Consider the following 23,698-nt stretch of genomic DNA (forward strand, 5'->3'; position numbering starts at 1 on the left):
GTAACTACTCGCCTTCCCAATAGTCCGCCGTATCGTCCTGCCGCATCACGATGCGGATCATTTGCGGCTGGCCGTGCGCATCCGGGCCAAACTCGCCGAGGATGCCGTACTTGTTGGAATCGGGATATTCACAGATTTCCGGCGAGAGCTTGCTGCTCACGGCGAGATAACGCATTTCAACCGATCCAGTATTGACGATCTGGTGCGCGTTTTCCCGGCCGCCGGGCGGGCAGGCGATGATGTCGCCGGTGCGAACGGCATAGCGCTCCGCACCGACACGGATTTCTCCCTCGCCTTCCAGGATGAAGAACATTTCTTCGTTGACGCGGTGGTTATGCAGCGGAAACGCACGTTTGCCCGGCGGCACGGCGGTGATGTTGTAGCCGAGTTTCTGAGCGCCAAGCTGCATGGACACGCGGCCTATGCGTGCTTCGAAGCGCTGTGCGGTGTCGCCCTCCGGAGCAAAGCCCGGCGGAAACGGTTGCAGCTCGATATCGGCAATGTTGACGATGCGTTTCATGACGAACCTCGCGATGCATGGATCAGCCTGGGCAGGTTAAACCGCGCCTGCTGCCGGCGTGGTGTCAGCCGTTTTGAGTCCACGCCGGGGCGCGCTTGTCGAGAAAGGCGCCCAACCCTTCCTGACCTTCCTCCGACACTCGCAAGCGCGCGATCAACGCTGCGTTCTCGCGGTCGATGCGCTCGGCGGCCGCCTCGGTCAATCCGTGCATGCCGAATGCCAACTGCTTGGCTTCGCGCTGTGCGCCGGGACCCGCCTTGGCCAGTTGCTTGAGGACGGCGTGTACGGTGTCATCCAGATAGTCGGCGGAGACGACCTCGTGCAGTAGGCCGATGGAAGCGGCGGTTTGCGCATCGAACACCTCGCCGGTCATGAACAGTCGCCGTGCCTGGCGCAAGCCGATGGCGGCGATGACATAGGGAGAAATTACGGCCGGTACCAAACCGAGCTTCACCTCGGTAAGTCCGAACTTGGCGGTTTCCACGCCAATGGCGATGTCGCAGCACGCCACCAACCCCACGCCACCGCCATAGGCGGCCCCGTTGACGCGGGCGATGGTGGGCTTGGGCAGAAATTGCAGCGTGCGCATCAGGGCGGCCAGGCGCAGTGAATCCTCGCGATTGTCGGCCTCGCTCGCCTGGGCCATGCCGCGCATCCAATGAAGGTCGGCGCCCGCGGAAAAGCTGGCGCCCACGCCCGTCAACACGACTACCCGCACAGCGGGATCACGGCCGGCCTCATGCAGTTCGGTGGTGAGCTCGGCGATGAGCCGGTCGTCGAACGCGTTGTGCACATCCGGCCGATTTAGGCGCAACTCGCGGATACCGGCGTGGGTGGCAACCTGGATGGAGGCGGGCATGAAAACGTCCGTGGAGGGGAGATTTTTTAAGCGTAGCACCGCTTGTTTTGGCCTCGTCGCCCGCCGAACGTCGGGACGACGAGGCAAACGGTGTGGCTGGCCACCTGCACCGAGTGCGAAAAGAGGATACAATGCGAACCATTCTTATTTAGAAGCGTAACAACTGTGCGCCTGTCCGATTTGCCGAAAGGTGCTTGTGCCGTGGTTGAACGAGTCGAAGATGCCCATGCCAATGACCTGATTGCGCAACGCCTGCGCGATCTGGGGTTTGTAGCGGGCGAGCGGGTGAGGCTCGTGGCGCGCGGCCCGGTGGGCGCCGATCCCCTGCTGATTCAGATCGGCTCCACGCGGTTTGCGTTGCGGCGTGCCGAGGCGGCGAGGGTGACGGTACAGGAGGACGTCGCATGAGCGCCGACAGCCTGCGTATCGCTCTGGTCGGCAACCCCAATAGCGGCAAAACCGCGCTGTTCAATCAGCTCACCGGCGGTCGCCAGAAGGTGGCCAACTACGCCGGCGTCACGGTGGAGCGCAAGGAAGGGCGGTTCACCGCGCCTTCCGGCCGTGTGATGCAGGTGCTGGATCTGCCCGGTACGTACAGCTTCGATGCCGCCAGCCCCGACGAGCAGATCACCCGCGACGTACTGGAAGGCAACTATCCCGGCGAGGCCGCGCCGGATCTGATCATCTGCGTGGCCGATGCCACCAATCTGCGCCTGCACCTGCGCTTCGTGCTCGAAGTGAAGCGCCTGGGTCGCCCCGTGGTGCTCGCGTTGAACATGATGGATGCCGCGCGCCATCGCGGCATCGTCATCGATGTGCCCGAACTGCAGCATCGCCTTGGCGTACCGGTGGTGGAAACCATCGCGGTGAAGCGCGGCGGTGTCGGGGCGCTGGTGACGCGCGTGGATGGCGAGCTTCCGGAAGCATCGCCTGCACTGCCGGACGATCCGGCCAGCCGCGCCAGCCTGCATGACGAGGTACGCGCGCTGATGGCCGCCACGGTAACGATGCCGCGCGCCACCGCGCGGATCGATGACGCACTCGACCGCTGGATGCTGCATCCGATAGTCGGCCTGCTGACGCTCGCCGTGGTGATGTTCCTGGTGTTCCAGGCCGTGTATGCCTCCGGCAAGCCGATGAGCGATCTGATCGGCAATGGCTTCGCATGGCTCGGCGGCTATTGCGCCACCGTATTGCCGGATGGGCCGATCCGCGACCTGGTGATCAATGGTTTGTTCGGTGGTCTGGGCACCGTGCTCGGCTTTCTGCCGGTGATCCTGGTGCTGTTCTTCTTCATTCTCATGCTGGAAGAATCCGGCTACCTGCCGCGCGCTGCGTTCCTGCTCGATCGCCTGATGGTATCGGTGGGATTGACCGGGCGTTCGTTCATTCCGCTGCTCTCGAGCTTTGCATGCGCCATTCCTGGCATCATGGGTACGCGCAGTATCACCGATCCACGCGATCGCCTGGCGACCATTCTCGTTGCGCCGCTCATGACATGCTCGGCGCGACTGCCGGTGTATGCCTTGCTGATCGGTGCCTTCATCCCCGCGCGGCGCGTGTTCGGCCTATTCAATCTGCAGGGTGTGGTGTTGTTTGCGTTGTACGTGGCGGGCATCGTCGGTGCGATGGCGGTGGGTTGGGTGATCAAGCGCATCCGTCGCGACAAGAGCGAACACGCATTGCTGATGGAGCTGCCTTCGTATCGCCTGCCGCGCGTGCGCGACGTCGCCATCGGTTTGTGGGAACGTGGCACAGTGTTCCTCAAGCGCCTGACAGGTGTGATCCTGGCGTTGACGGTGTTGATGTGGTGCATCTCCACCTTCCCGAAGCCGCCGGCAGGAGCCATTGGCCCCGCGATCAACTACAGCTTTGCCGGTTATCTGGGACGGTTCTTGCAACATATCTTTGCGCCGTTGGGTTTCAACTGGCAGATCACCCTTTCACTGATTCCCGCGTTCGCCGCGCGCGAAACGGCGGTGGCTACGCTGGCAACCGTTTACGCGGTAAGCGGTGATGCCCAAAACGGCGGCCTTGCGCATGCGCTTGCCGGCAATTTTCCGCTGGCCACGGCGCTGTCGCTGCTGGTGTGGTTCGCGTTTGCGCCGCAATGCATGTCCACGCTGGCGGTCATTCGGCGCGAAACCAATTCGTGGCGCAATGTGGTGATTTCTTTCAGCTACATGTTTGCCGTGGCGTATGCGGCATCGTTCATCACCTTCCAGGTGGCGAGGTTGTTCTCGTGAGTACGGGTTTGCTCGTTCAATACATCGTTATCGGCCTGGTCGTGCTGGCCAGTGCGCTCTACACCTTCCGCAAGCTCGCGCCGCAGCTCACCAATCGCTGGCTGGCGGCGGCGTCCATCCGTTTGAGCAAATCGGGCCATGCTATGTGGGTGCAGGCATTCGGTCGTCGTTTGCAGCCCAAGCAAGCCACAGGTAGTTGCAGCGATGGATGCAGCACTTGCGGTGCATGCGGTCCCAAGCCGCCCGTGAATGCGCGTGGTGATGCGATGCCGTTGGAGTTTCGTCCGCGTCGGCATTGAGGCCGTTTGCCTGCTGCCACAACGCTTCGGTATCTCCATGGCGCCCTGACGTCATTCCGGCGAAGGCCGAAATGGAATGTAATGTGCATCTAGCGCACAACGGCATATGGATGTGTGCGATCAGCCACGCGCAAGCTTCGGATGCAGATAGGCACGATGGCGCCACAGATCGATGCCCCATACGAGGAGCGTTGCAGCGGATACGATACCGAGCAAAGGGACATCGTCGAATGCGCCGCCTGGAGCTTGATGGAGCGCATTGCCGATGGCGTATGCACTCATTAGCAACACATATATGCCCGGCCGCGGACCGATCTTGAATGCCGGCTTGCTGGGGCGTTTGGGACGGCGATAGGTGAAGCGGCGCACGGCCAAAATCATGGTGCCCCCTACGATGATGGATGCAGCGACAGGGGCGCCGCCCAGATAGTCCACGCCAAGCCCCAGCGCGCTGAGCAATGGGATGAACATTCTGCGCAACCAGGGTTTGCGTGAAGCCGTCGCCTCAGCCTGACCTTGCCACTGGTCGATCCAGGCAGCCCCCATCAAGGCGGCCCAGATGAGCAGTATCACGCCGAACGAGGCAAAAAAAACGCCGATGGTGCGTCCCCATCTTTCTGCTGGGGCGTCGCCGTTTTGCAGCGACAGCGCAATCATCGGGATGGCAATGGCCAACGAACAAACCAGCGCGAAGACGACGGCGCGGATGGCATTTATCGTCAAACGTTGCCAATGGAAACCGCTGACGCCTGCTGCACGAAACCAGAATCGTGCGTGTTCACGGTCGAGCGCGAACGGCAGATGTTCGACATGACCGTTGCAGAGTGCGTATACGATACGCGCGAGATGAAGCGGTTTATGGCGCGTCAACGCGGTGACGAAGGTCTGGCGCCAGCTGCGTGGCTGCTTCAACTCATTGATGCAATCGCGTACACGTATAGTGTGCGGGCGACCTTGTTTGGTCGCGATGCCTAGTCGCCGGGCTAGCGATGAGTGATCGTGCTGCATTTCCCAATACAGCGTCTGCTTGTTCTTAAGCTGCTCCAGCGCGATGGGATTTACGCCAGACAACACGTGATCGAGATCGAAGAAGCGCAGCAGTACTTCGAGGTTGGCTGTCGCCATGGGCTGCGGCGCTTGCAATAAATGCTGCAGCGTGAGTTGCCCGACGACTTGCTTGACCTGGAACGACCAGAACTCTGGGTAGTGATTGAGCCAGCGCGAGAAAGCATGTGGACCGTCGGTGCCGCTCGCTTCGCGAATCACCCGTTCGACAAGCTCCTTGGTGTTGACCGCTGGCGTAGGTTTCGCTGCCGGCGGACGCAGTATTTCGACCGGACGCGCAGCGGGCGTGGGCGCGGGTGATGCTGGCTTCAAGACTTCCAACGGTGCGGGGACCAATGGAGGCCTGATGGTCTCCGGTGGACGCAGCGTTTCCAGCGCGGGTGGCGGCGACGTTGCAGCTGGTGCTGAGGGCTTGAGCACTTCCAGTGGTGCAGGTGTCGAGATGGGTTTGGCTACGCTGGGTGGATGCAAGGTTTCCACCGTGTGCGCACCCGGCGCAGGCGCGGGCGATGGTGAAAGCTTTAGCACTTCCATGGACGTGGACGCTGGAGGCGTCAATGGCTTGGGCACTTCAGCCAGTTCCAGCGGTGCATGGAGCGAGCGTGGTTCTGCAGCGGGTTCGGATGCCAGAGCGTGGTCGCGTGTGGAATGCAGAGTGGTGGCTGATGCTATCCCCGATGCCGTTGGGCGATTGTTTGCCTGTGACAGCGTGAGCTGATACGCGGTGTTCAAGCGTTGGAACGCGGCGGCGTCATCGTCCGGGCGCGTGGTGCGCAGCAAGCGCGCATAGGCACGCTTGATCGTAACGGCATCAGCATCGACGGGTATGCCCAGTAACGTGTAAGCCCAGTTCAAAGCTGGCGCTCCAGTTCGTCCATCGCTTGGCTAAAGCGTGTGCGATGTTCGCTGATTAGTCGTTCGTCTTGCGATTCAAGTGATTGGTTGAATCGTCCGATCCATTCCCGCAGATGGTCGCGCGCGACTATGTGTTCTTCGAACAGGCGCTCGGCGCGCGCCAGCACTGCAATGTTTTCCTGCTTGGAACGCGGGTGTATTTTCAATTCGGCCAGCGAATCCAGTCGCGCGCGGATTTCGCTCTCGCTAAGAATGCCTGGATTCTGTTCCAACACCAGTTCGTAACGCGTGCCGCTGGATGTGGGCGTCGCTTCTACCTGCAACACGCCATTGATGTCGTAGGTAAACCGCACCTTGACGCTGTTGTCGGCGATCGACAGGGTAGGGTTGAGCGGCACTTCCAGTTGCCCGAGCCTGATGTTCTTGGCCACCAATGGGCTTTCGCCTTGATAAACCTTAAGCACCAACACTTTCTGCCGTTCAGTCAGCGGGTAATAGTTGGATTCGCGGCTGATCGGCACAACACTGTTGCGCTGGATGATGGCCGAAAACAAGCCGTTCTGCGTGTTGCCACGTTCATCTCGTTGTCCGACCTCCACACCAAGCGTATAGGGGCAAACGTCGGTGAGAATGATTTCATCCAGTTTGACGTTGCGCCGCTTGAGGCCGGATGCCACGCATGCGCCCATGGCGATGGCTTCGTCTGGATTGATATGGCGCAAGGGCAGGCGGCCAAACATGCGCGCAATCATGCGCGACACCAGTGGCATGCGGCTGGCGCCCCCCACCAACACGATTTCGTTGAGCTGCTCCGGCTGCAGCCGCGCATCACGCAGGGCGCGTTCGAGCGGCGCGCGCATGCGCTGCATCAGCGGTTCAGCCAGTTGGATGAAGCGGTCCTGGTCGATGGCCCAGTGAATGGTATGCTCCCCAACCAGGCAATCGATGCGCTGTTCGGGCTGTTGACTCAAGGCGCGCTTGAGCACCTCAAGGCGCCGGCGCAATAGGCTGCGTTCGACTGGCGAAAGACTTTCGGGGCGCAACTTGAGATCGGATAGGCAGGCGTTTTCCAGTACATCGAGAAAATCTTCGCCGCCCAGGTAGTTGTCGCCAGCGCTGGCGTGTACTTCGACCACACCTTCGAAGGTTTCCAATACCGATACGTCGAACGTACCGCCCCCCAGATCGAATACCAGGAAACGACTGCCTTCGGGCTTTGCCTGCAAGCCATAGGCGAGCGCGGCAGCAGTGGGTTCGTTGATCAAACGTTCCACCTTGATGCCGGCCAATTCACCAGCGGCACGCGTGGCCTTGCGTTGCGCATCGGAAAAATAGGCGGGCACGCTGATCACCGCTTCTTCTATTTTTTCGCCGAGTGCGGCTTCGGCGTCGGCAAGCAATGAGCGCAACACTAGCGCCGACAGTTCCTCGGGGCGGAACATGCGGTGGCCCAGCTGTGTTTCACGCGACGTACCCATCCAGCGCTTGAAGGTGGCGACGGTGGTTTTGGGATGACTGATCAGACGATCCCGCGCGGCCTCGCCAACGATCATGTGGCCCTCGTCATCCATGCTGACGATCGATGGCGTGAGTAGATCGCCCAATGCGTTGGGAAACAGTTGAGGGCCCTCGTCGCCGAAGTAGCCGATCAGCGAGTGCGTCGTGCCCAGGTCAATACCGACGATCATGAGTTGTCCCCCTGTCCTGCATCCGTGGCCATCCAGCCAAAATGTGCTACATGCGGAACACGCCGTACCTCTGCGCTTCGATCGGCGCATTCATGGACGCTGAAATCGCCAACCCCAGCACGCGGCGTGTGTCGGCTGGATCGATGATGCCATCGTCCCACAAGCGCGCGGTGGCGTAATAGGGATGCCCCTGGCGTTCGTATTGGTCGCGGATCGGCGCCTTGAAGGCTTCTTCGTCTTCGGCGCTCCACGGTTGCCCGGATGCCTCCAGGCCATCGCGTTTTACCGTGGCCAGCACGCTGGCGGCCTGCTCGCCGCCCATCACGCTGATGCGCGCGTTGGGCCACATCCACAGGAAGCGCGCGCCGTACGCGCGGCCGCACATGGCGTAATTGCCGGCGCCGAAACTGCCGCCGATCACCACGGTGAATTTGGGTACGTGCGAGCAGGCCACGGCGGTGACCATCTTCGCGCCGTCTTTGGCGATGCCGGCGTTCTCGTATTTCTTGCCGACCATGAAGCCGGTGATGTTTTGCAGGAATACCAGCGGCACGTTGCGCTGGTTGCACAGTTCGATGAAGTGCGCACCCTTGAGTGCGGATTCGGAAAACAAGATGCCGTTGTTGGCGATGATGCCCACGGGGTAGCCATGGATATGCGCGAAGCCGCATACCAGCGTTTTGCCGTAGCGCGCTTTGAATTCGTGGAACTCCGAGCCGTCGACAATACGCGCGATCACTTCGCGGATATCGAACGGGCGACGCGTATCCTGCGGTATCACGCCGTAGAGTTCCTGCGCCGCATAACGCGGTTCCACCGGTGCCCGTATCGCCAACGGCATGGGCTTGGTGCGATTGAGGCTGGCGACGATATCGCGTGCGATCGACAGCGCATGCGCATCGTTTTCCGCAAAGTGATCGGCCACACCGGAGGTGGAGGTGTGCACATCCGCACCGCCGAGTGCTTCGGCATCCACGACTTCGCCCGTCGCCGCTTTCACCAATGGCGGGCCGCCGAGAAAGATCGTGCCTTGTTCGCGCACGATGATGGTTTCATCGCTCATCGCCGGCACATAGGCACCGCCGGCTGTGCATGAACCCATTACCACGGCGATCTGCGGAATGCCAAGACCGGACATGCGCGCCTGGTTGTAGAAGATGCGGCCGAAGTGTTCCTTGTCCGGAAAGACCTCATCCTGCATCGGCAGGAAGGCGCCGCCCGAATCAACCAGGTAGATGCATGGCAGGCGGTTTTCCAGCGCTACTTCTTGTGCGCGCAGGTGTTTCTTCACCGTCATCGGGAAATAGGTGCCGCCTTTGACCGTGGCGTCGTTGGCAACCACCACCACTTCCATGCCGTGCACGCGGCCGATGCCGGTGATGATGCCGGCAGCTGGCGCGGCATCGTCGTACATGCCGTGCGCGGCGAGCGGCGACAGTTCCAGGAAGGGCGAGCCGGGATCGAGCAGCGCGCGGATGCGCTCGCGCGGTAGCAGCTTCCCGCGTTTAGTGTGTTTTTCGCGCGCCTTGGCGCCGCCACCTTCGGCGCTGTGGGCCAGTTGGCGGTGCAGGTCGTCCACGAGGGCACTCAATTGCGTGCTGCTGGCGTGGAACTCAGGGGAACGGGCATCGATCTGCGAGGTAAGGACGCTCATGGTGTCGTGCGGCCGTAGTGGCAAACCATGGATGATAGCGGGCCGCGCCATCCAACTGCACCGGCATGTGGGTCAATGCGCACCCATAAAAAACCGGCCGCCCGAGGGCGGCCGGTTTCAAGGCAGTGCACCGAAGGATTAGTTGCCCTTCGAAGCATCCTTCGCTGCGGTAGCGGACGACTTGGCGGCATCGGCAGCCTTGCTGGCAGCCTGCGACGCATCGGCAGCGGCACTCTTCATCGCATCGCCAGCGGCGGTGGACGTAGCAGCCGGAGCGGCAGCCGTGGAAGCCGGGGCAGCAGCGGTGGAAGCCGGAGCAGCAGCGGCCGGGGTGGCAGCGGTGGAAGCAGCAGCGGCCTTCTGAGCCTGGTCAGCAGCCTGAGAAGCTGCCTGCTGGGCCTGATCAGCCGACTTCTGCGCGTCCTGCGCGGAATCCTGCGCGCCGTTGCTGCAAGCCGCCAGCAGCGCGACAAGCGCGGAGGCGAGAAGGGTACGCGTGAACTTCATGATGGATCTCCTTAAGCCGTGGAATGCCAATTGGCAGATTATTAATAGCGCTTTCACGTTAACTGCGCCACCGGGTCGAGCAAACAACTTTAAGCCGCATTAAACCGGGCCGGATGGCTGACACCCGGCCGGTCGTGCAGTGCAGAAAAAAACGCTTAGTCCAAACGTTCCACTGCAATGGCGGTCGCTTCGCCGCCACCAATGCAAAGGGACGCAACACCGCGACGCAACCCACGGGTTTTCAATGCATTGAGCAAGGTTACCACCAAGCGCGCGCCACTGGCGCCGATCGGGTGGCCCAGTGCGCAGGCGCCACCGTTGACGTTGAGCTTGTCATGCGCGATGCCCAGCTCGCGCATCGGTGCCATGGCCACCACGGCGAAGGCTTCGTTGACCTCGAACAGGTCCACATCGCTCACCTTCCAGCCGGCCTTGTCCAGCACCTTGCTGATGGCGCTGACCGGTGCGGTGGTGAACCACTCCGGCTCCTGCGAATGGGTGGCATGCGCCACGATGCGCGCCAGCGGCTCGATGCCACGTGCCTTGGCGTCATCGGCCGAAAGCAGGATCACCGCTGCCGCGCCGTCGGAAATGCTCGACGAACTCGCCGCGGTAATGGTGCCGTTCTCCTTGCGGAAGGCGGGCTTGAGCGAAGGGATCTTGCCGATGTCGGAACGACCGGGTTGTTCGTCGGTATCGACCTGCACGTCCCCCTTCTTGCCGGCCACGGTCACCGGCACGATTTCGCTGGCGAATGCACCGGAAGCCTGCGCAGCCTGGGAGCGCCTCACCGATTCGATGGCGAATGCGTCCTGTTCTTCGCGGCTGAAGTGGTACTTGTCGGCGCACAGTTCGCCGAACACCCCCATGGCCTTGCCGTCATACGGATTGGTAAGGCCGTCCCAGGCCATGTGGTCGACGAGCTTGCCTTCGCCATAGCGAATGCCGCTGCGGGCATTGACCATGTGCGGTGCGTTGGTCATCGATTCCATGCCACCGGCTACGACGATGGCGGCCGAGCCGGCCTTGATCAGGTCATGGCCGAGCATGATGGCTTTCATGCCCGAGCCGCACACTTTGTTGATGGTGGTGCAGCCCGTACCCGCTGGCAGGCCGGCGCCCAGGGCAGCCTGGCGGGCAGGCGCCTGGCCGAGGTTGGCCGGCAGCACGCAGCCCATGATCACTTCGCCGACGTCCTTGGCAGCCACGCCCGATTGCTCCAGTGCCGCGCGAATGGCGGTCGCACCCAGCGTGGGTGAGGGCACGCCGGTGAACTGACCGAGAAAGGAGCCGATGGCGGTGCGCTTGGCACCGGCAATGACAACACTGACGTCCGACATGGGGATCTCCGGGGAAGCTGTATGGCGCTGGGCGCCAGGGAAGGAATTTGCGAATTATCGCAGCCCACGGTGCAAAGCAGCAAATGGCACTTTTCGTGAGAAATCACGTGTTTGTGGGGACGGAATTTTCTCGCAATCCTACAAAGCATGCGAATAAGCTAAGACGGAACGCTGTTGTGGGAGCGATGGCGTTCAACGGGTGCTCGATAAACATGCTCACTGGGTGAGGTTTATGGCAATGGGGATGCAGGCGCAACGCCGCCGTGAAGTAGCCGTATTGATTTCCCTGGCTTTGGGATTGACCGGTTGCGGAGGAGGCGGCGGCAACGGCAATGTCCAGTCCCCTTCGCCGTCGCCCAGCCAATCATCCGGCGTCACCGTTACGCCACAACAGCACACGGCACAAATAGCGGAGACCAACGCCGCCGCCGCGCACAACGCAGGGTTTACCGGTGCGGGCGTCACCATCGGCATTGTCGACAGCGGCATCATGCCCAACAACCCCGCCGTCGCCGGACGTGTGCTTCAGGAATTCGTCGACGTCGATCCGTCGACCAACAACGTCAACATTCCCGACGTCGTCGGCCACGGTACCTGGGTCTCGCAGATTGCGGCGGGCGTGTCGTACGCCGGCTTTGCAGGCGGCATTGCACCGGGTGCCAGTCTGGTCTCTGCACGCATTATTGACGACAACGCGCCCGACGATAACGGTTCAACTCCGGCGACCCCGGTCGCCCCCTCTGACGCCACGCCACTGGGGCAGGTCACGCTGCAACTGATCAACGCCGGTGTGCAGATCATGAACAACTCATGGGGCGGCATTACCTGGAGCAGCAGCGACACCGCCACCACACTAGCGTTCGATAACGCCTATTCGCCGTTCGTCGAACAGCACAACGGCTTGGTGGTATTCGCCGCGGGCAACGATTCGACGGCCAACCCGAGCACGATCGCATCGCTGCCGAGCGTGATCGGCAGTACCGACCCAGGCCTTGAGCACGGATGGCTGGTTGCCGTGGCGCTCAACAGCAACAATCCAACGCAACTTGAAAGCTATTCGAACAAGTGCGGCATCGCGATGAATTATTGCCTGGCGGCACCGGGCGACGTCGTTGTGCTGGACAAGGACACCCTTGCCAGCACCACCAATCCTACCTATTACCTGGTGGAAGGCACCTCGTTTGCGGCGCCGCAGATATCGGGCGCCGCCGCGCTGGTCTGGCAGGCCTATCCCTATTTTTCCAATTACCTGGTTCAGCAGACCTTGCTGGGTACGGCAACGCCATTGGGCGGTTCGCAGCCCAATCCTACGTTTGGTTACGGTGCGCTCAACGTCGGTGCCGCGGTGAATGGTCCGGAGCAATTGAACTGGGGCAATGTCGAGGTTGGATTCAATGGTGCATCGAGCTGGAACAATCCCATCTCGGGCGCGGGTGGCTTGATCATGGATGGGCCCGGTACGCTCAACTTGACCCAGCCGTCCACTTATACCGGCGACACGACCGTCAACGGCGGTACGTTGAACGCCGTTTCGTTGCAGTCGGCTGATACCACGGTCAACGCAGGTACGTTGAACGCGACGTCGATAACGTCGGTCAACACTGCAGTCAATGGTGGTACGTTAAATGCTGGCTCCCTGGCATCGAGCATCAGCATTGCGTCGACGGGAACACTTGCGATCAACGGAAGTTCGGTCGGCGCATCCCAACCGCTGATCACCGGCAATGTCACCAGCCAAGGCGCACTGGTGGTCGGCAGCAGCAATCTCACCATGACGGGCAACTATACACAGACCGGCGGGCGTCTTGCGGTGCCGCTGGGATCGGCCTTGCAAGTGACCGGAAGCGCCACGCTCGCCAGCAGCCCGCAGCTGTACGTATACGGCGCCGATGCGGGGTATGTCATGAATTCACATACCATCGTGCTGTCGGCGACACAGGGGCTCAGCGGCACATTCAATTCCACGATAGGCAAGCCGTCATCGCTCACACTGACGGCGTCGATCGGCTACGACGCCGACGATGCTTATCTCAACGTTACGCAAGTCACTCTGACCAACATCACGGGCATAGCGTATTCGTCGGCGACGGTTGCGGCGGCCGAGCGCGTGCAAAACGCTTTCAACACCATCAATAGCGTGATGGGCAGCAGCTCAACGGCGCAGGCGTTGCCGAGCAGTTTCGTCAGCGGTGCCGCGAGCATTCAGCAGACACAGACCGCCGCCGCCATGAAGCAGAGCCTGGACAGTCTCTCCGGCCAGATGTACGCGGCGAGTGCGGCGATGACATTCGAAGCGATCGATGCCGATACGCTCGCACTGTCCGATCGCTTCGACACCTTGCTCGATCATCCACAGACATTGAGCCTCAACACATTCCATAGCTGGAGCCAAAATCTCGGCTACCAGGGGAGCTTCGCGCGCAGCGGTTACGACAGCCTTGGCTTCCAGCTCAACGGTGCGATGGTGGGCGGCGACCGTATGTTCGGCAACGGCGGCATCCTGGGTTATGCACTCAGCCAGAGCCAAGGCTTGGGCAATTTGCAGCAGACCGCCGATGAAGGTTTCAGCCGCGCCGTGGAGGCGATGATCTATGGCGGCTTCGTGCAGGGAAACTGGTATGCCATGGGTCGTTTCGGTGCCGGCACCGATTGGCAGGACACGCGACGCGAATTGCTGCTCGGCAGTCAATATGCTGGCGTGGGAAGCATCAGCAACGGCCGTTACGACGTTGCGTACAGTGAAAGCGGTTATCGCTTCAACGCGGGTGATTGGAAATTCACGCCGTACGCCAACCTGGAATATGCCAACGTCGAGCGCGACGGTTTCGATGAACTGGGTGGCGACGGCTTTGGCCTGATGTCCGGCTCGCAGTCCATCCAGCGCTGGCAGGCAGGCTTTGGCTTGCGTAGCTCGCGGCAGTGGCTGTTGGCCAACGGCACGCGTCTGAGTCTGCAGGCGCGCCTGCTATGGCAAGACGCCTTCGCGATGCGTGGGGTGTTGCCGAATGCCAGTTTCACGGCGCTGCAAGCATTCACGCCCGTCGACGGTATCGGGTTGTCGCGCTACGGCAGCGTTGCCGGCCTTTCGCTGGATTGGCAGTTCTCGTCGCGCTCGGATCTATCGATGGGTGTCAACGAGTACGACGCGCAACGTGCGCATGCAACGATGGGCACGTTCAATTACAGCGTGAGGTTCTAATCACCCCAGGTTCCCTCTTTCCTCAAGAGAGAGGGGAAAAGCTCTGAACTCAAGGATGTCCCGATTACTCGGAAGGCTTCATTTCGCCTTACCGTCATTCCGGCAAACGCCGGTACGCTTTGCGGCGAGCCTCCAGTTCGGAGCGTTCGGAGAGGGCGCGGCGTTATCCACGTCCGTGGAATAACTCACGACCAATCAGCATGCGACGGATTTCATTCGTGCCCGCACCGATTTCATAAAGCTTGGCATCGCGCAGCAATCGGCCGGTGGGGTATTCGTTGATGTAGCCGTTGCCGCCCAGCGTCTGGATGGCTTCCAACGCCACTTGCACCGCACTTTCCGATGCATTGAGCAGGCAGGCGGCCGGATCGATGCGCGATTTGATGCCCGCGTCAAATTGCGTGGCTACCATGTAGGCAAAGCCACGCGAGCTTTGCAGCTTGGTGTACATGTCGGCGATTTTCGCCTGCATCACGCCAAACGTACCGATCGGTGCATTGAACTGCTTGCGTTCGCGCGCATACGGCAGGGCGATATCCAGCGCGGCCTGCATCAGCCCGATCGGGCCACCCGAGAGCACCAGGCGCTCCGTGTCCAATCCGCTCATCAATACGCGTACGCCTTCGTTCACCTCGCCCACGATGTTTTCGGCGGGAATCTCGCAGTTTTCGAACACCAGCTCGCAGGTGTTGGAGCCGCGCATGCCGAGCTTGTCCAGCTTCTGCGCGGTCGTAAAACCCTTCATGCCTTTTTCAACGATGAAGGCTGTCATGCAGCGGCTGCCGGTGTTGCGTGGGGCGGTGCGCATGTAGACCAGCAGCACGTTCGCATCCGGGCCGTTGGTGATCCACATTTTCGAACCGTTGGCGACCCACGCATCGCCGTGCTGTTCGGCGTGACACATCATTGAGCCCACCACATCGGAACCGGCACCGGGTTCGCTCATCGCCAGCGCGCCGACGTGTTCACCCGTGCACAATTTGGGAAGGTATTTGCGGCGCTGGGCTTCGTTGCCGTTGTGATAGATGTTCTGCACGCACAAATTGGAGTGCGCGCCGTATGAAAGGCCCACCGAACCGGATGCGCGCGAAATCTCCTCCATCGCCACCATGTGCGCGAGAAAACCCATGCCGCTGCCGCCGTATTCCTCTGGCACGGTAATGCCGAGCAACCCCATCTCACCCATCTTTCGCCACAAGTCATGCGGAAAGAGGTTTTCGTGATCGATGTGCGCGGCGCGCGGCGCGATCTCCTTTTCCGCGAAGGCGTTAACGCTGTCGCGCAGCAGGTCGATCTCTTCACCGAGCGGAAACGGACGCATGACAAACTCCTGGGGAGGGGCGCTGGACCGGGGAATTGTAGCGCAGACAGTTTTTCAGACCCTGACGCGGCGCATCAGGGCCTTGGCAAAGTCAGGGTTGCACCTTGGCGCGTTTGATCTTGAGGGATACCTCGGCCATTAACGTGCCTACGTGGCATTCGTAATTCGTGCTGTCGCGGTATTCACTGCCAAAATCGCTGACGATATCGACCAGGGCGTTGACGCCTGCTTCTTTCGCGCCCTCCTGCATGGCGATCAGCGCCGATTGCAGCGCCCAATCGCAGGCTTTCTGATCGTTCTTGCCAAACGCGTTGGTCCTGCGCGTGACAAGGAGGTAATCACTCACTACCTCGACGTGGCCGCTCGGCGTGCTGCCAGCCAGGTAGAACTTCACGGTGCCATCCAGCTTGCCGCTTTGGGTGGCCGCAATGACAGCATTTTCGAACGGAAAATGGACGACCTTGTCTTTCGCCAGCGCCAGGCCGGGCACGATCGCCAACAACGCAACAATGGATAGCGACTTCGCTTTCATACGCATGAGCTCCCTTATCGAGTATCGGGTCTTTCGCAAACGCTTATTCCCACGACGTCATTCCCCATCCTTACGACGTCATTCCCGCGAAAGCGGGAATCCACTGCCCCTTCTCATTGCGAACAGGATGGATTGACCTACTTCGCTGTTGTAAAGCATCTGCGCCTTCGCGGGAAGAATGGCAAAGGACGCTCTTGCCGCAGTCTTCAGCACAACCCGCCATTCACCGCCAGCACCTGACGCGTGATGTAGGCAGCCTCCGGACTCATCAGAAATTGCACCGCTGCGGCCACTTCGTCCGCCGTGCCGGTGCGCTGCATCGGAATCATTTTCAGGATGTCCTCAAGCGGGGCGTCCTCGCTGGTCATATCGGTATCGATCAAACCTGGCGCCACACAGTTCACGGTGATCTTGCGCTTGGCCAGTTCCACTGCAAGTGCTTTGGCTGCACCGATCACACCGGCTTTGGAGGCGCTGTAGTTCACCTGCCCACGATTACCGATCAGGCCTGAAACCGACGTGATGCAGACAATGCGTCCCGCTTGCCGGCGGCGGATCATCGGCATGATCACCGGGTGCAGTACGTTGTAGAAGCCATCGAGGTTCGTGCGAAGCACTTGGTCCCAGTCCTCATCGCTCAGCGCGGGAAATGCGCCGTCGCGAGTGAGGCCGGCGTTGCACACCACGCCATAGTAGGCACCATGCGCATCGACATCCGCCTGCAACGCCGCGGCGCACGCGGCGCGCTCGGCCACGTCGAATTGCAAGATGCGCGCGTTGCGTCCCAGCGCATGCACGGCCGTGCGAACGTGCTCTGCTTCATCAATCCTGCTGCGACAATGCAAAGCAATGTCGTAGCCTGCCTGCGCGAGGCGCAACGCAATAGCGCGGCCGATGCCGCGGCTGGAGCCGGTGATCAGGATGGTTTCAGTCATGCGGATTTTCCTTCACCGAGCGCTCTGAAAAATGCGTCCGCATCGGGTGGGCTGAATACGTTGAGGCGGGCCTCGGCGTGGATGCCTTCGGCGTCGATACGGCAATGGAACACGCCCATGCCTTGTTCATTATGAAAGGCGCGAATGGCCTCTATGCGCAAGCATGTACCGGCAGGGAAGGCCTCGACATTGGCTTCGTAGTGGCGTGTGCCAAGCAGAAAACCCAACTGCACAGCGCGCTGCCGCGTATGCGCGCGACAGCCGGCCCATGCGGCGATGGCCTGCGCCATCAGCTCCACGCCCACCCAGGAGGGCAGGCTGCCATCGACTTCCACGAACAAACCACCCGGTTGAACGATGCGCGTACAAACAATGCGTTCGGCTTCCACGTGCTCGATACCGTCGAGCAGGATCATGTCGCCTGCGTGAGGAAGCACATCGGCGATCGGGCATACCCTCATGCAGGATCCCCAAAGATCAGGCACGCATTGTTGCCGCCGAAGGCGAACGAATTGCTCATGATGTAACGCCGCCCCCCCGTGGGCAGATGGCTGCCTACGTGCGTGAAATTCAAGGCGGGCAACGCCGAATCGGCTTCGCCATCCCACAGGTGCGGTGGCAGACGGCGTTCGCTGCGGCTGTCGGCGAGGCTGAGCCAGCAGAAGGCCGCTTCCAATGCGCCCGCCGCGGCCAGCGTATGGCCGGTGAGTGATTTGGTGGACGAGCAGGGCACCGCGCTGCCGAATACACCGGCCACGGCGCGGCTTTCCATGCTGTCGTTGAGTTCGGTGGCGGTACCGTGGAGATTGATGTAATCGATGCGCGTGGCCTCCAGGCCGGCGCTCTGCAAGGCGTTGCGCATGGCGGTCGTCGCACCCGTGCCTTCGGGGTCGGGCGAAGACATGTGATACGCATCAGAACTTGCGCCACCACCCAGCCATTGCACCGGCCCTCGCTCGCGCGTCATCAGGAACAGTGCGGCTGCCTCGCCAATGTTGATGCCGCGTCGATGCCTGGAAAAGGGATCGCAGCGTTGCATGTCGATGGCTTCCAGCGCATGAAAGCCATTGATCGCCAGCCTGCACAAGGTATCGACGCCACCACACACCACCGCATCACATACACCAAGCCGCAGCAAGCGTTGCGCACTCAGCAAGGCGCGCGCACCAGAAGTGCACGCAGTGGAAATGCCGTAACAGGGGCCGGAGACGGACAGCCATTCGGCGAGAAATTCCGCCGGCGCACCGAGCTCCTGATGCGCATAGCGATAGTCCTCGGGCCACGCGCCATCGCGGCGATAAGCGCCAATGCCGTGCGTGGCTTCTTCGATGCCCGTGGTGCTGGTGCCAAGCACGATGCCCACGCGTGCGTGCCCATAGCGTTCCATCGCAGCACGGATATCGGCTTCGATTTCCAGTGCGGCGGCAAGCAGCAGGCGATTGTTGCGATTGTTGCGGCGCTCGATCAGCGTAGCCGGGATGGGCGGCAGTTGGGCTTTTACACTGCCAAGCGGTGGTTCGTGTTGGGGAATCCAGCCGTGTTCGCTGCGAATCCCGCTGTCGTCGCCTGCGAACAACGCTTCAGCGACGGCGGCTTTGCCTGCACCGAGGTTGCAGATGACACCAAGCGCGTTGAGGTACATATTCATACGCAGAAACCTGGTGTTTCGAGCTCGCCATATACGGCCCCCTCCCCTACGTGCAGTAGGGGAGGGTTGGGGTGGGGTGGGGCACTCAAACTCGCGGTGTACTTCAATAGCACGTCAAGTTCGCGCAACCCCACCCCGGCCCTCCCCTGCTTGCAGGGGAGGGGGCTAGACGTGAGGCATGCAACGATCCGCGTCATACCACCGGCTTCCTCGCCGCCACGTTCACCAAGGTTTCCTCACGCTGCCCGGGCGGTGGCGGTGCGCATAGGCCCCAACGTTCGAGCAGGCCGAAGTCCTTCGAGCGGCTCCACCATAAATACGGAAAAGACACATTCGACGCGGCGAAGACAAAGCCCCGCTGACGCAGCATCTCCAGATATTCGTCGGCGCTTTTTTGCACATCCATCGGATGCCGGAAAAACCAGCGGATCACCCACGTGTCGATATACGCCTTGGTCGATTCGGCAAACAGCAGCCATCCGCCCGGCTTGAGCACACGCCAGAATTCATCCAGGGCGCGTTCCTGCTCCACCAGGTGATGGAAGGTCTGATGGCAGAACACAATGTCGACGCTGCCATCGGGTAGCGGAATCTGCGCGCAGTCCGCGGCGTGCAGGTCGATGACAATGCCTTCCCGTTCGCCTTCCGCTTCGGCAAGGGCGAGGCTGTGCGGATCGGCGTCCAGCCCCAGCAGACGCGTCGGTTGAAACGCCTCGCGCAACAGCCGAAACGATTTGCCTTGACCGCAGCCCGCATCCAGCAAGGTACCGCCTTGCGGCGGCGGTTCGCCGATCAGACGCTTGAGATCGTTGATCGCCACGCGCAGCACATGATGCTGCCAGGTATAGCTGCTCAGGAAATGAAACCCGATGCGGGTTTCTTCGACGTAATGGGGGCTGGCGTAAGTCATGGCATGACAGAAGAGGAGGAGTGCGCCGAACCGCTGGCGAGTCGCCGTTCAACGGCATCGATGAGAACCTTGGGTGACACCAGTTGCATCTCGCCGCTGGCGATGTTTATGGCCACCTGCACACTGCTCCCGCGCGTGAGGCGTTGTCCGGTGGCCGCGTCCTTGATCAGATAATGGATCAACAGACGGTTCTGCCATTCGACCAGATCGGCGCGTACATGCAGCCGTTGTCCAAAGCGTGCGGCTTGAACATAACGCAATTGCAGATCGATCACGGGCCATGCATAGCCCGATTCCTTCATCTGCACGTAGTTGTAGCCGATGTCGTCGAGCAATGCGCAGCGCGCCACTTCCAGATACTTCACGTAATGCCCGTGCCAGACGACGTTCATGGAGTCGACGTCGTAGAAGGGCACGAGAATGTCCACGTCGTTATGGAGAACACCGCTAGTGCGCATGGGTTGCCTCCTTTTTGGCAGGGGGCTCGACCGGTTGCCAGTAGGCGTAGAAGTTGAACCATTGCCGTGGGGCGATCAAGCATTGCGCGGACAGATGATCCGCGTAGCGCTGCACCCAGCCACGGATGGCTTCGTCGCGCTGGCCGCGTTCCCATCGCGCGCTGGCGAGAAACGTGTCCAGGTAGATGCGATAGTGGCCTTCCACTTTCAGGCAGCACAGCAGATTCACCGGGCAGCGCAGCAGACCCGCCATCAGCCACGGACCCTGCGGAAACGCCGCCGGATGACCGAGAAAATCGACCGTGACGCGCCGCGCGTCATGCAACGGCACGCGATCGCCGGCTATCGCCAGCCATTCGCCGCGCTCCATGCGTTGTGACAGGTCCATCATCATCGCCGTATCCAGTTCGCTCACCTGGATCAGCCGCATGCTGCGGTCCCCCGCTTCGCCCAGCAGTCGATTGAATTGCGCAACATGGCGATTGTGCACGAGCACGTTGAGCGGCACGCGTTCGCTGAGCTCAGCCATGGCGCGACAGACATCGGGATTACCCAGATGCGTCACCACCAGCATCTCACCGCGCGCACCGTGCTGGCTGCGCAAGAGTCGCGCACGCACGCCGGTCGGGTCGATCAATTGCACTTGCTCGAAACGCAGCCGGCCACGCCAGACATCCAGGCGGTCGAGCAGGTTGTCGGCAAATGCCATGAACTGCTCGAACACGCTGCCTGGCGTAGGGCGCAACGCCGCGTGGTCGCTCCATGCCGCCAGATACGTTTGATATTGCCCGATGTTGCGCCGCGCGCTACGCGCGGACACAAAGAAATACAACACGATCAGGTACAGCACCGGCGCCAGTAAACGGCGTCCGAACACACGCACGCTGAAGGCGGTCAGCCGCATCAAGAACAGACTGCCGCGCTCTTTATACGCGGACCAGTGGCGTTCCTGGGCGATCTGCTCGTTCATGTCTGGGCGCTCCATGCCAGTCGGCCGGAAGAATACGCTTTTTCACCGTAGCGATAGGCGAAATGCAGCGTGCGGCGCTCGATGTCATAACGCAACGTCAGGTCGACACGGTCGCCAGGTCGCAGCAATTGCTGGAACTTCAAGGCATCCATCACCTGGCAACGCGTGGAGATACCCAATCGCGGCGACGCGAGCGCGAGAGCCCAGCCAATCTGCACGACACCGGGCAACACCGGCGCCACTGGAAAATGACCGTCGAAATAGATCAGGTCGGATGGGACACGAAGTTCCAGCGTCCACACGGCATCGTGCTGATGCTCGGCCAGCACTTCGGGATCGCGAGGCTTCGCGTTCACGCCACACCTCGCAGGCGGCGGCGCAACAGCCACTCGCCGACGAAAAGCGTGCCCATGATGAAATACACCAGCAGACCGTTATAGAGCGTCCACCACGCCAGCGGCGCCCATAGCGTCAGTGCCGCGGACATCACGCCGTTGAAGACGAAAAAGCCTACCCACACCCACGTGACCTTGCGTGTGTAGGGAATGGCCGCATCGGGCAGGTCGGGTTCGCGCACGCGCGCGATGCGTTCAACGATCGGCGGCCCGAACCGGAGGCTCAGGCCAAACGCGCACAACAGCAGGGCGCTGATCAGCGTGGGATACCAGCGCAGCAACACCGCCTCGCCACTCAAGGCCAGTAACGCGCAATAGGTCAATGCGGCGATGAGCATCCAGCGACCGCCCGGTTCCTTCAGCAGACTCGGCGCGCGGATCAGCCAGATCGCGCCGAGCACCAACGCGAACATCGGCGGCGGCACGCGATTCATGCCGAAATACACCACGAAGGGGTAGAGCACCCCCGCCAATGGCAACAGAATGGAGGTCAGTTTGCGCATGCGTCCCGCTGTGCCTGCACGAAACTGGCCAGACTGGCCACAGTGGTGAAATGCTGGCGGGCATCTTTCGAATCGGATGCGATGCGGATGTCATAGCGCTTCTGCAGCGCCAGCGCCAGTTCCAGTGCATCCACCGAGTCCAGGCCGAGCCCTTCGCCGAACAGCGGCAGGTCCGGCGAAATATCCGCCACGGTGACATCCTCCAGATTGAGGGTGTCGATGATCAGTTGCGCAATTTCCTGCTGCAGCGCGTTCATGGCAAAAGCTCCCTGAGAAAGAGTGTGTGCAGATGGGCGTTGAGCCGGCGCGATGCGATCGGCAGCGGCGCGGCGGCGTTGAAGGTTTCCGGTGCAATGTCGTGGCCCACGCGCAGCGTGACGCGCACGCGTCGCGCCGGGATGCGATACCAGGGCTCGGCTTTGGTGAGCGTGGTGGGCTCGACGGTGATGAATACCGGCGTGATCACACGGGCACCGCGCAGCGCAATGGCGGACGCACCGCGGTGGAATACGGGCGCCTGGTTTGGCGTCGTGCGCGTGCCTTCGGGAAAGACGATCAGCGTTTCGCCCGCACGTAAGACACTGGCCGCTTGCTCGAGCATGTCCGGGCTGCCGTTGTTACTGATATACCGCGCCCGTTGAACCGGGCCGCGCGTGCAGGGATTGCGCCACAAGCCTTGCTTGACGATGCAGTTGGCATCGCGGATGTGCGCGATGAGAAACACCACGTCGATCAGCGACGGATGGTTGGCGATAATCATCTGGCCAGGACGGCCAAGCCGGTCGATGCCCTGGAATTCGTAATCCAGCACGCCGCTGCGATACATGAACTGCACGTGCAGATAGAACGCTTTACTGATCGCCGCGCGCGCGCGACGCTGGCGTACAAGCGTATCGCCGGGCAGCAAGCCGAGCAGGGGCAGCACGATCAGGCGTAGGGCGAGTCCACCCACCCCGAACAACACAAAGCTCGCCCCTGTGGCGAACAAGCGCCACAGATGATTGCCGGCACTGGAGTGCCTTATGGGATTCGCTGCCAAATCCATCGACGTGTCTTCCACGCATGTACGAGTGTGCTGCCCCCCGTATGCAAGGCGCGCACAAACGATAAAGCGTGCGGCCAGGCTCCGGTTGCGGACGTACCCGGGTTCGGTTCCAGACGCAGCTTCCAGCGTTCGCCGGTCTGCGCATCGTGCTCCGGTTCAATGCCTCTCAATCGCAGTGCCACAGCATACGAAAACGGCACATCGTCGATCCAGTCGTCATAGGCGACGGGTGGGCGTTCCTCGGCGATCACCACCAATACGGCTTTGGCGCCATCGCCGAGCAGCGCGGCGGCTTCCACCATCGCATGTTCGAACGTATCGGCTTCGCCCGCCACCGCCACCGATTCGCCGCGCTGACCACGCAGCATCGACCATTGCCCGGCGATCGCGTTGTGTACCGATAATCCAAATTGCGTGGGCGAAAGCGGTTGCCCCTCGGCCACTTCACCCAGCAGTGCAAAGGTGCGCGGTGTTTCGCCGTGGCGCGAGGCGAATACAAACGGCAGTTGTTCGTCTTCGCTGCATAAGGGCCATGCAACGTGCATCGTCATGCGCGCTAGGCGGCTGAGACGGCGGCGCTGCATGGCGGGGAGGAAGTCGCAGCTTGGTTGCTCGTTGTTGTCGGGCACGGTAACAGGCTTACGCGTCCATGCTTGCCAGGACGCATCGGTGTCGAGCGTGGGAGCCCATGCACAATGTCGGTCAATGCGAAACTGCATCAGACCACCTGTTCCCTCAAAATGACCTCA

Annotated in this window: 24 protein-coding genes; 4 read left to right on the forward strand and 20 right to left on the reverse strand. The window is 61.4% G+C overall.

What is annotated here, in order from left to right:
• Nucleotides 1–4: 4 nt before the first annotated feature.
• Both DWU98_RS02530 and DWU98_RS02535 read right to left on the reverse strand, forming a co-directional pair.
• Nucleotides 5–520, reverse strand: a complete 516-nt coding sequence (locus DWU98_RS02530; protein ID WP_115493872.1) for a cupin domain-containing protein — start codon at nucleotides 518–520, stop codon at nucleotides 5–7.
• Nucleotides 521–584: 64 nt separating this feature from the next.
• Complete coding sequence (locus tag DWU98_RS02535; protein WP_115493873.1) at nucleotides 585–1,379, reverse strand: enoyl-CoA hydratase-related protein; 795 nt, start codon at nucleotides 1,377–1,379, stop codon at nucleotides 585–587.
• Between the two features lie 165 nt (nucleotides 1,380–1,544).
• Here DWU98_RS02535 and DWU98_RS02540 point away from each other — a divergent pair, with 165 nt between their 5' ends.
• The 3 genes from DWU98_RS02540 to DWU98_RS02550 are packed head-to-tail and all read left to right on the forward strand — an operon-like array spanning nucleotide 1,545 to nucleotide 3,924.
• Entirely contained in the window at nucleotides 1,545–1,787 is a 243-nt protein-coding gene (locus tag DWU98_RS02540) for a FeoA family protein (RefSeq protein WP_115493874.1), read from the forward strand.
• Nucleotides 1,784–3,625: a ferrous iron transporter B gene (gene feoB / locus DWU98_RS02545; protein ID WP_115493875.1), complete on the forward strand. Its 1,842-nt coding sequence runs from the start codon at nucleotides 1,784–1,786 to the stop codon at nucleotides 3,623–3,625. Before DWU98_RS02540 ends, feoB begins: the two co-directional genes overlap by 4 nt.
• A complete protein-coding gene (locus tag DWU98_RS02550) occupies nucleotides 3,622–3,924 on the forward strand; it encodes a DUF6587 family protein (protein WP_115493876.1) in 303 nt (100 codons plus the stop codon). The genes feoB and DWU98_RS02550 overlap by 4 nt, the downstream gene beginning before the upstream one ends.
• Before the next feature lie 120 nt (nucleotides 3,925–4,044).
• On the opposite strand, the gene DWU98_RS02555 is transcribed toward DWU98_RS02550, so the two are convergent.
• From DWU98_RS02555 to DWU98_RS02575, 5 genes are all read right to left on the reverse strand, one after another.
• The gene (locus DWU98_RS02555; protein ID WP_158544924.1) at nucleotides 4,045–5,844 is read right to left on the reverse strand and encodes a J domain-containing protein; all 1,800 of its coding nucleotides are present in this window, start codon (nucleotides 5,842–5,844) and stop codon (nucleotides 4,045–4,047) included.
• Nucleotides 5,841–7,532, reverse strand: a complete 1,692-nt coding sequence (locus DWU98_RS02560) for a molecular chaperone HscC (RefSeq protein ID WP_115493877.1) — start codon at nucleotides 7,530–7,532, stop codon at nucleotides 5,841–5,843. The genes DWU98_RS02555 and DWU98_RS02560 overlap by 4 nt, the downstream gene beginning before the upstream one ends.
• A 46-nt stretch (nucleotides 7,533–7,578) precedes the next feature.
• Complete coding sequence (locus DWU98_RS02565) at nucleotides 7,579–9,186, reverse strand: carboxyl transferase domain-containing protein (RefSeq protein WP_115494165.1); 1,608 nt, start codon at nucleotides 9,184–9,186, stop codon at nucleotides 7,579–7,581.
• A 138-nt stretch (nucleotides 9,187–9,324) separates the two neighbouring features.
• The gene (locus DWU98_RS02570) at nucleotides 9,325–9,693 is read right to left on the reverse strand and encodes a hypothetical protein (protein ID WP_115493878.1); all 369 of its coding nucleotides are present in this window, start codon (nucleotides 9,691–9,693) and stop codon (nucleotides 9,325–9,327) included.
• A 155-nt stretch (nucleotides 9,694–9,848) separates the two neighbouring features.
• Nucleotides 9,849–11,033 carry a thiolase family protein gene (locus tag DWU98_RS02575; RefSeq protein ID WP_115493879.1) on the reverse strand — a complete coding sequence of 395 codons (1,185 nt, stop codon included), beginning with the start codon at nucleotides 11,031–11,033 and terminating at the stop codon, nucleotides 9,849–9,851.
• A 232-nt stretch (nucleotides 11,034–11,265) separates the two neighbouring features.
• Here DWU98_RS02575 and DWU98_RS02580 point away from each other — a divergent pair, with 232 nt between their 5' ends.
• A complete protein-coding gene (locus DWU98_RS02580; protein WP_115493880.1) occupies nucleotides 11,266–14,232 on the forward strand; it encodes a S8 family serine peptidase in 2,967 nt (988 codons plus the stop codon).
• Nucleotides 14,233–14,395: 163 nt separating this feature from the next.
• On the opposite strand, the gene DWU98_RS02585 is transcribed toward DWU98_RS02580, so the two are convergent.
• From DWU98_RS02585 to DWU98_RS02645, 13 genes are all read right to left on the reverse strand, one after another.
• On the reverse strand, nucleotides 14,396–15,553 hold the full coding sequence (locus tag DWU98_RS02585; protein WP_115493881.1) for an isovaleryl-CoA dehydrogenase: 1,158 nt from the start codon (nucleotides 15,551–15,553) through the stop codon (nucleotides 14,396–14,398).
• A 91-nt stretch (nucleotides 15,554–15,644) separates the two neighbouring features.
• Complete coding sequence (locus DWU98_RS02590; RefSeq protein ID WP_196239452.1) at nucleotides 15,645–16,085, reverse strand: excinuclease; 441 nt, start codon at nucleotides 16,083–16,085, stop codon at nucleotides 15,645–15,647.
• Between the two features lie 206 nt (nucleotides 16,086–16,291).
• Nucleotides 16,292–17,020, reverse strand: coding sequence for a 3-oxoacyl-ACP reductase FabG (gene fabG, locus DWU98_RS02595; protein WP_115493883.1), 729 nt, complete (start codon nucleotides 17,018–17,020; stop codon nucleotides 16,292–16,294).
• The gene (locus DWU98_RS02600; RefSeq protein WP_115493884.1) at nucleotides 17,017–17,481 is read right to left on the reverse strand and encodes a hotdog family protein; all 465 of its coding nucleotides are present in this window, start codon (nucleotides 17,479–17,481) and stop codon (nucleotides 17,017–17,019) included. Before DWU98_RS02600 ends, fabG begins: the two co-directional genes overlap by 4 nt.
• Nucleotides 17,478–18,668, reverse strand: a complete 1,191-nt coding sequence (locus tag DWU98_RS02605) for a beta-ketoacyl-ACP synthase (protein WP_115493885.1) — start codon at nucleotides 18,666–18,668, stop codon at nucleotides 17,478–17,480. Before DWU98_RS02605 ends, DWU98_RS02600 begins: the two co-directional genes overlap by 4 nt.
• 193 nt (nucleotides 18,669–18,861) lie before the next feature.
• On the reverse strand, nucleotides 18,862–19,578 hold the full coding sequence (locus DWU98_RS02610) for a class I SAM-dependent methyltransferase (protein WP_115493886.1): 717 nt from the start codon (nucleotides 19,576–19,578) through the stop codon (nucleotides 18,862–18,864).
• Nucleotides 19,575–20,036, reverse strand: coding sequence for an acyl-CoA thioesterase (locus DWU98_RS02615; RefSeq protein ID WP_115493887.1), 462 nt, complete (start codon nucleotides 20,034–20,036; stop codon nucleotides 19,575–19,577). The genes DWU98_RS02610 and DWU98_RS02615 overlap by 4 nt, the downstream gene beginning before the upstream one ends.
• The gene (locus DWU98_RS02620; protein WP_115493888.1) at nucleotides 20,026–21,006 is read right to left on the reverse strand and encodes a lysophospholipid acyltransferase family protein; all 981 of its coding nucleotides are present in this window, start codon (nucleotides 21,004–21,006) and stop codon (nucleotides 20,026–20,028) included. The genes DWU98_RS02615 and DWU98_RS02620 overlap by 11 nt, the downstream gene beginning before the upstream one ends.
• Complete coding sequence (locus DWU98_RS02625) at nucleotides 21,003–21,362, reverse strand: ApeI family dehydratase (protein ID WP_115493889.1); 360 nt, start codon at nucleotides 21,360–21,362, stop codon at nucleotides 21,003–21,005. The genes DWU98_RS02620 and DWU98_RS02625 overlap by 4 nt, the downstream gene beginning before the upstream one ends.
• Entirely contained in the window at nucleotides 21,359–21,904 is a 546-nt protein-coding gene (locus tag DWU98_RS02630) for a COG4648 family protein (RefSeq protein WP_115493890.1), read from the reverse strand. Before DWU98_RS02630 ends, DWU98_RS02625 begins: the two co-directional genes overlap by 4 nt.
• Entirely contained in the window at nucleotides 21,892–22,161 is a 270-nt protein-coding gene (locus DWU98_RS02635; RefSeq protein WP_115493891.1) for a phosphopantetheine-binding protein, read from the reverse strand. The genes DWU98_RS02630 and DWU98_RS02635 overlap by 13 nt, the downstream gene beginning before the upstream one ends.
• Nucleotides 22,158–22,949, reverse strand: coding sequence for a lysophospholipid acyltransferase family protein (locus tag DWU98_RS02640; RefSeq protein ID WP_115493892.1), 792 nt, complete (start codon nucleotides 22,947–22,949; stop codon nucleotides 22,158–22,160). Before DWU98_RS02640 ends, DWU98_RS02635 begins: the two co-directional genes overlap by 4 nt.
• Nucleotides 22,925–23,668: a beta-ketoacyl synthase chain length factor gene (locus DWU98_RS02645; RefSeq protein ID WP_115493893.1), complete on the reverse strand. Its 744-nt coding sequence runs from the start codon at nucleotides 23,666–23,668 to the stop codon at nucleotides 22,925–22,927. The genes DWU98_RS02640 and DWU98_RS02645 overlap by 25 nt, the downstream gene beginning before the upstream one ends.
• Between the last annotated feature and the right edge of the window lie 30 nt (nucleotides 23,669–23,698).

The organism is Dyella monticola (assembly GCF_003363155.1).
Taxonomy (GTDB): Bacteria; Pseudomonadota; Gammaproteobacteria; order Xanthomonadales; family Rhodanobacteraceae; genus Dyella_B; species Dyella_B monticola.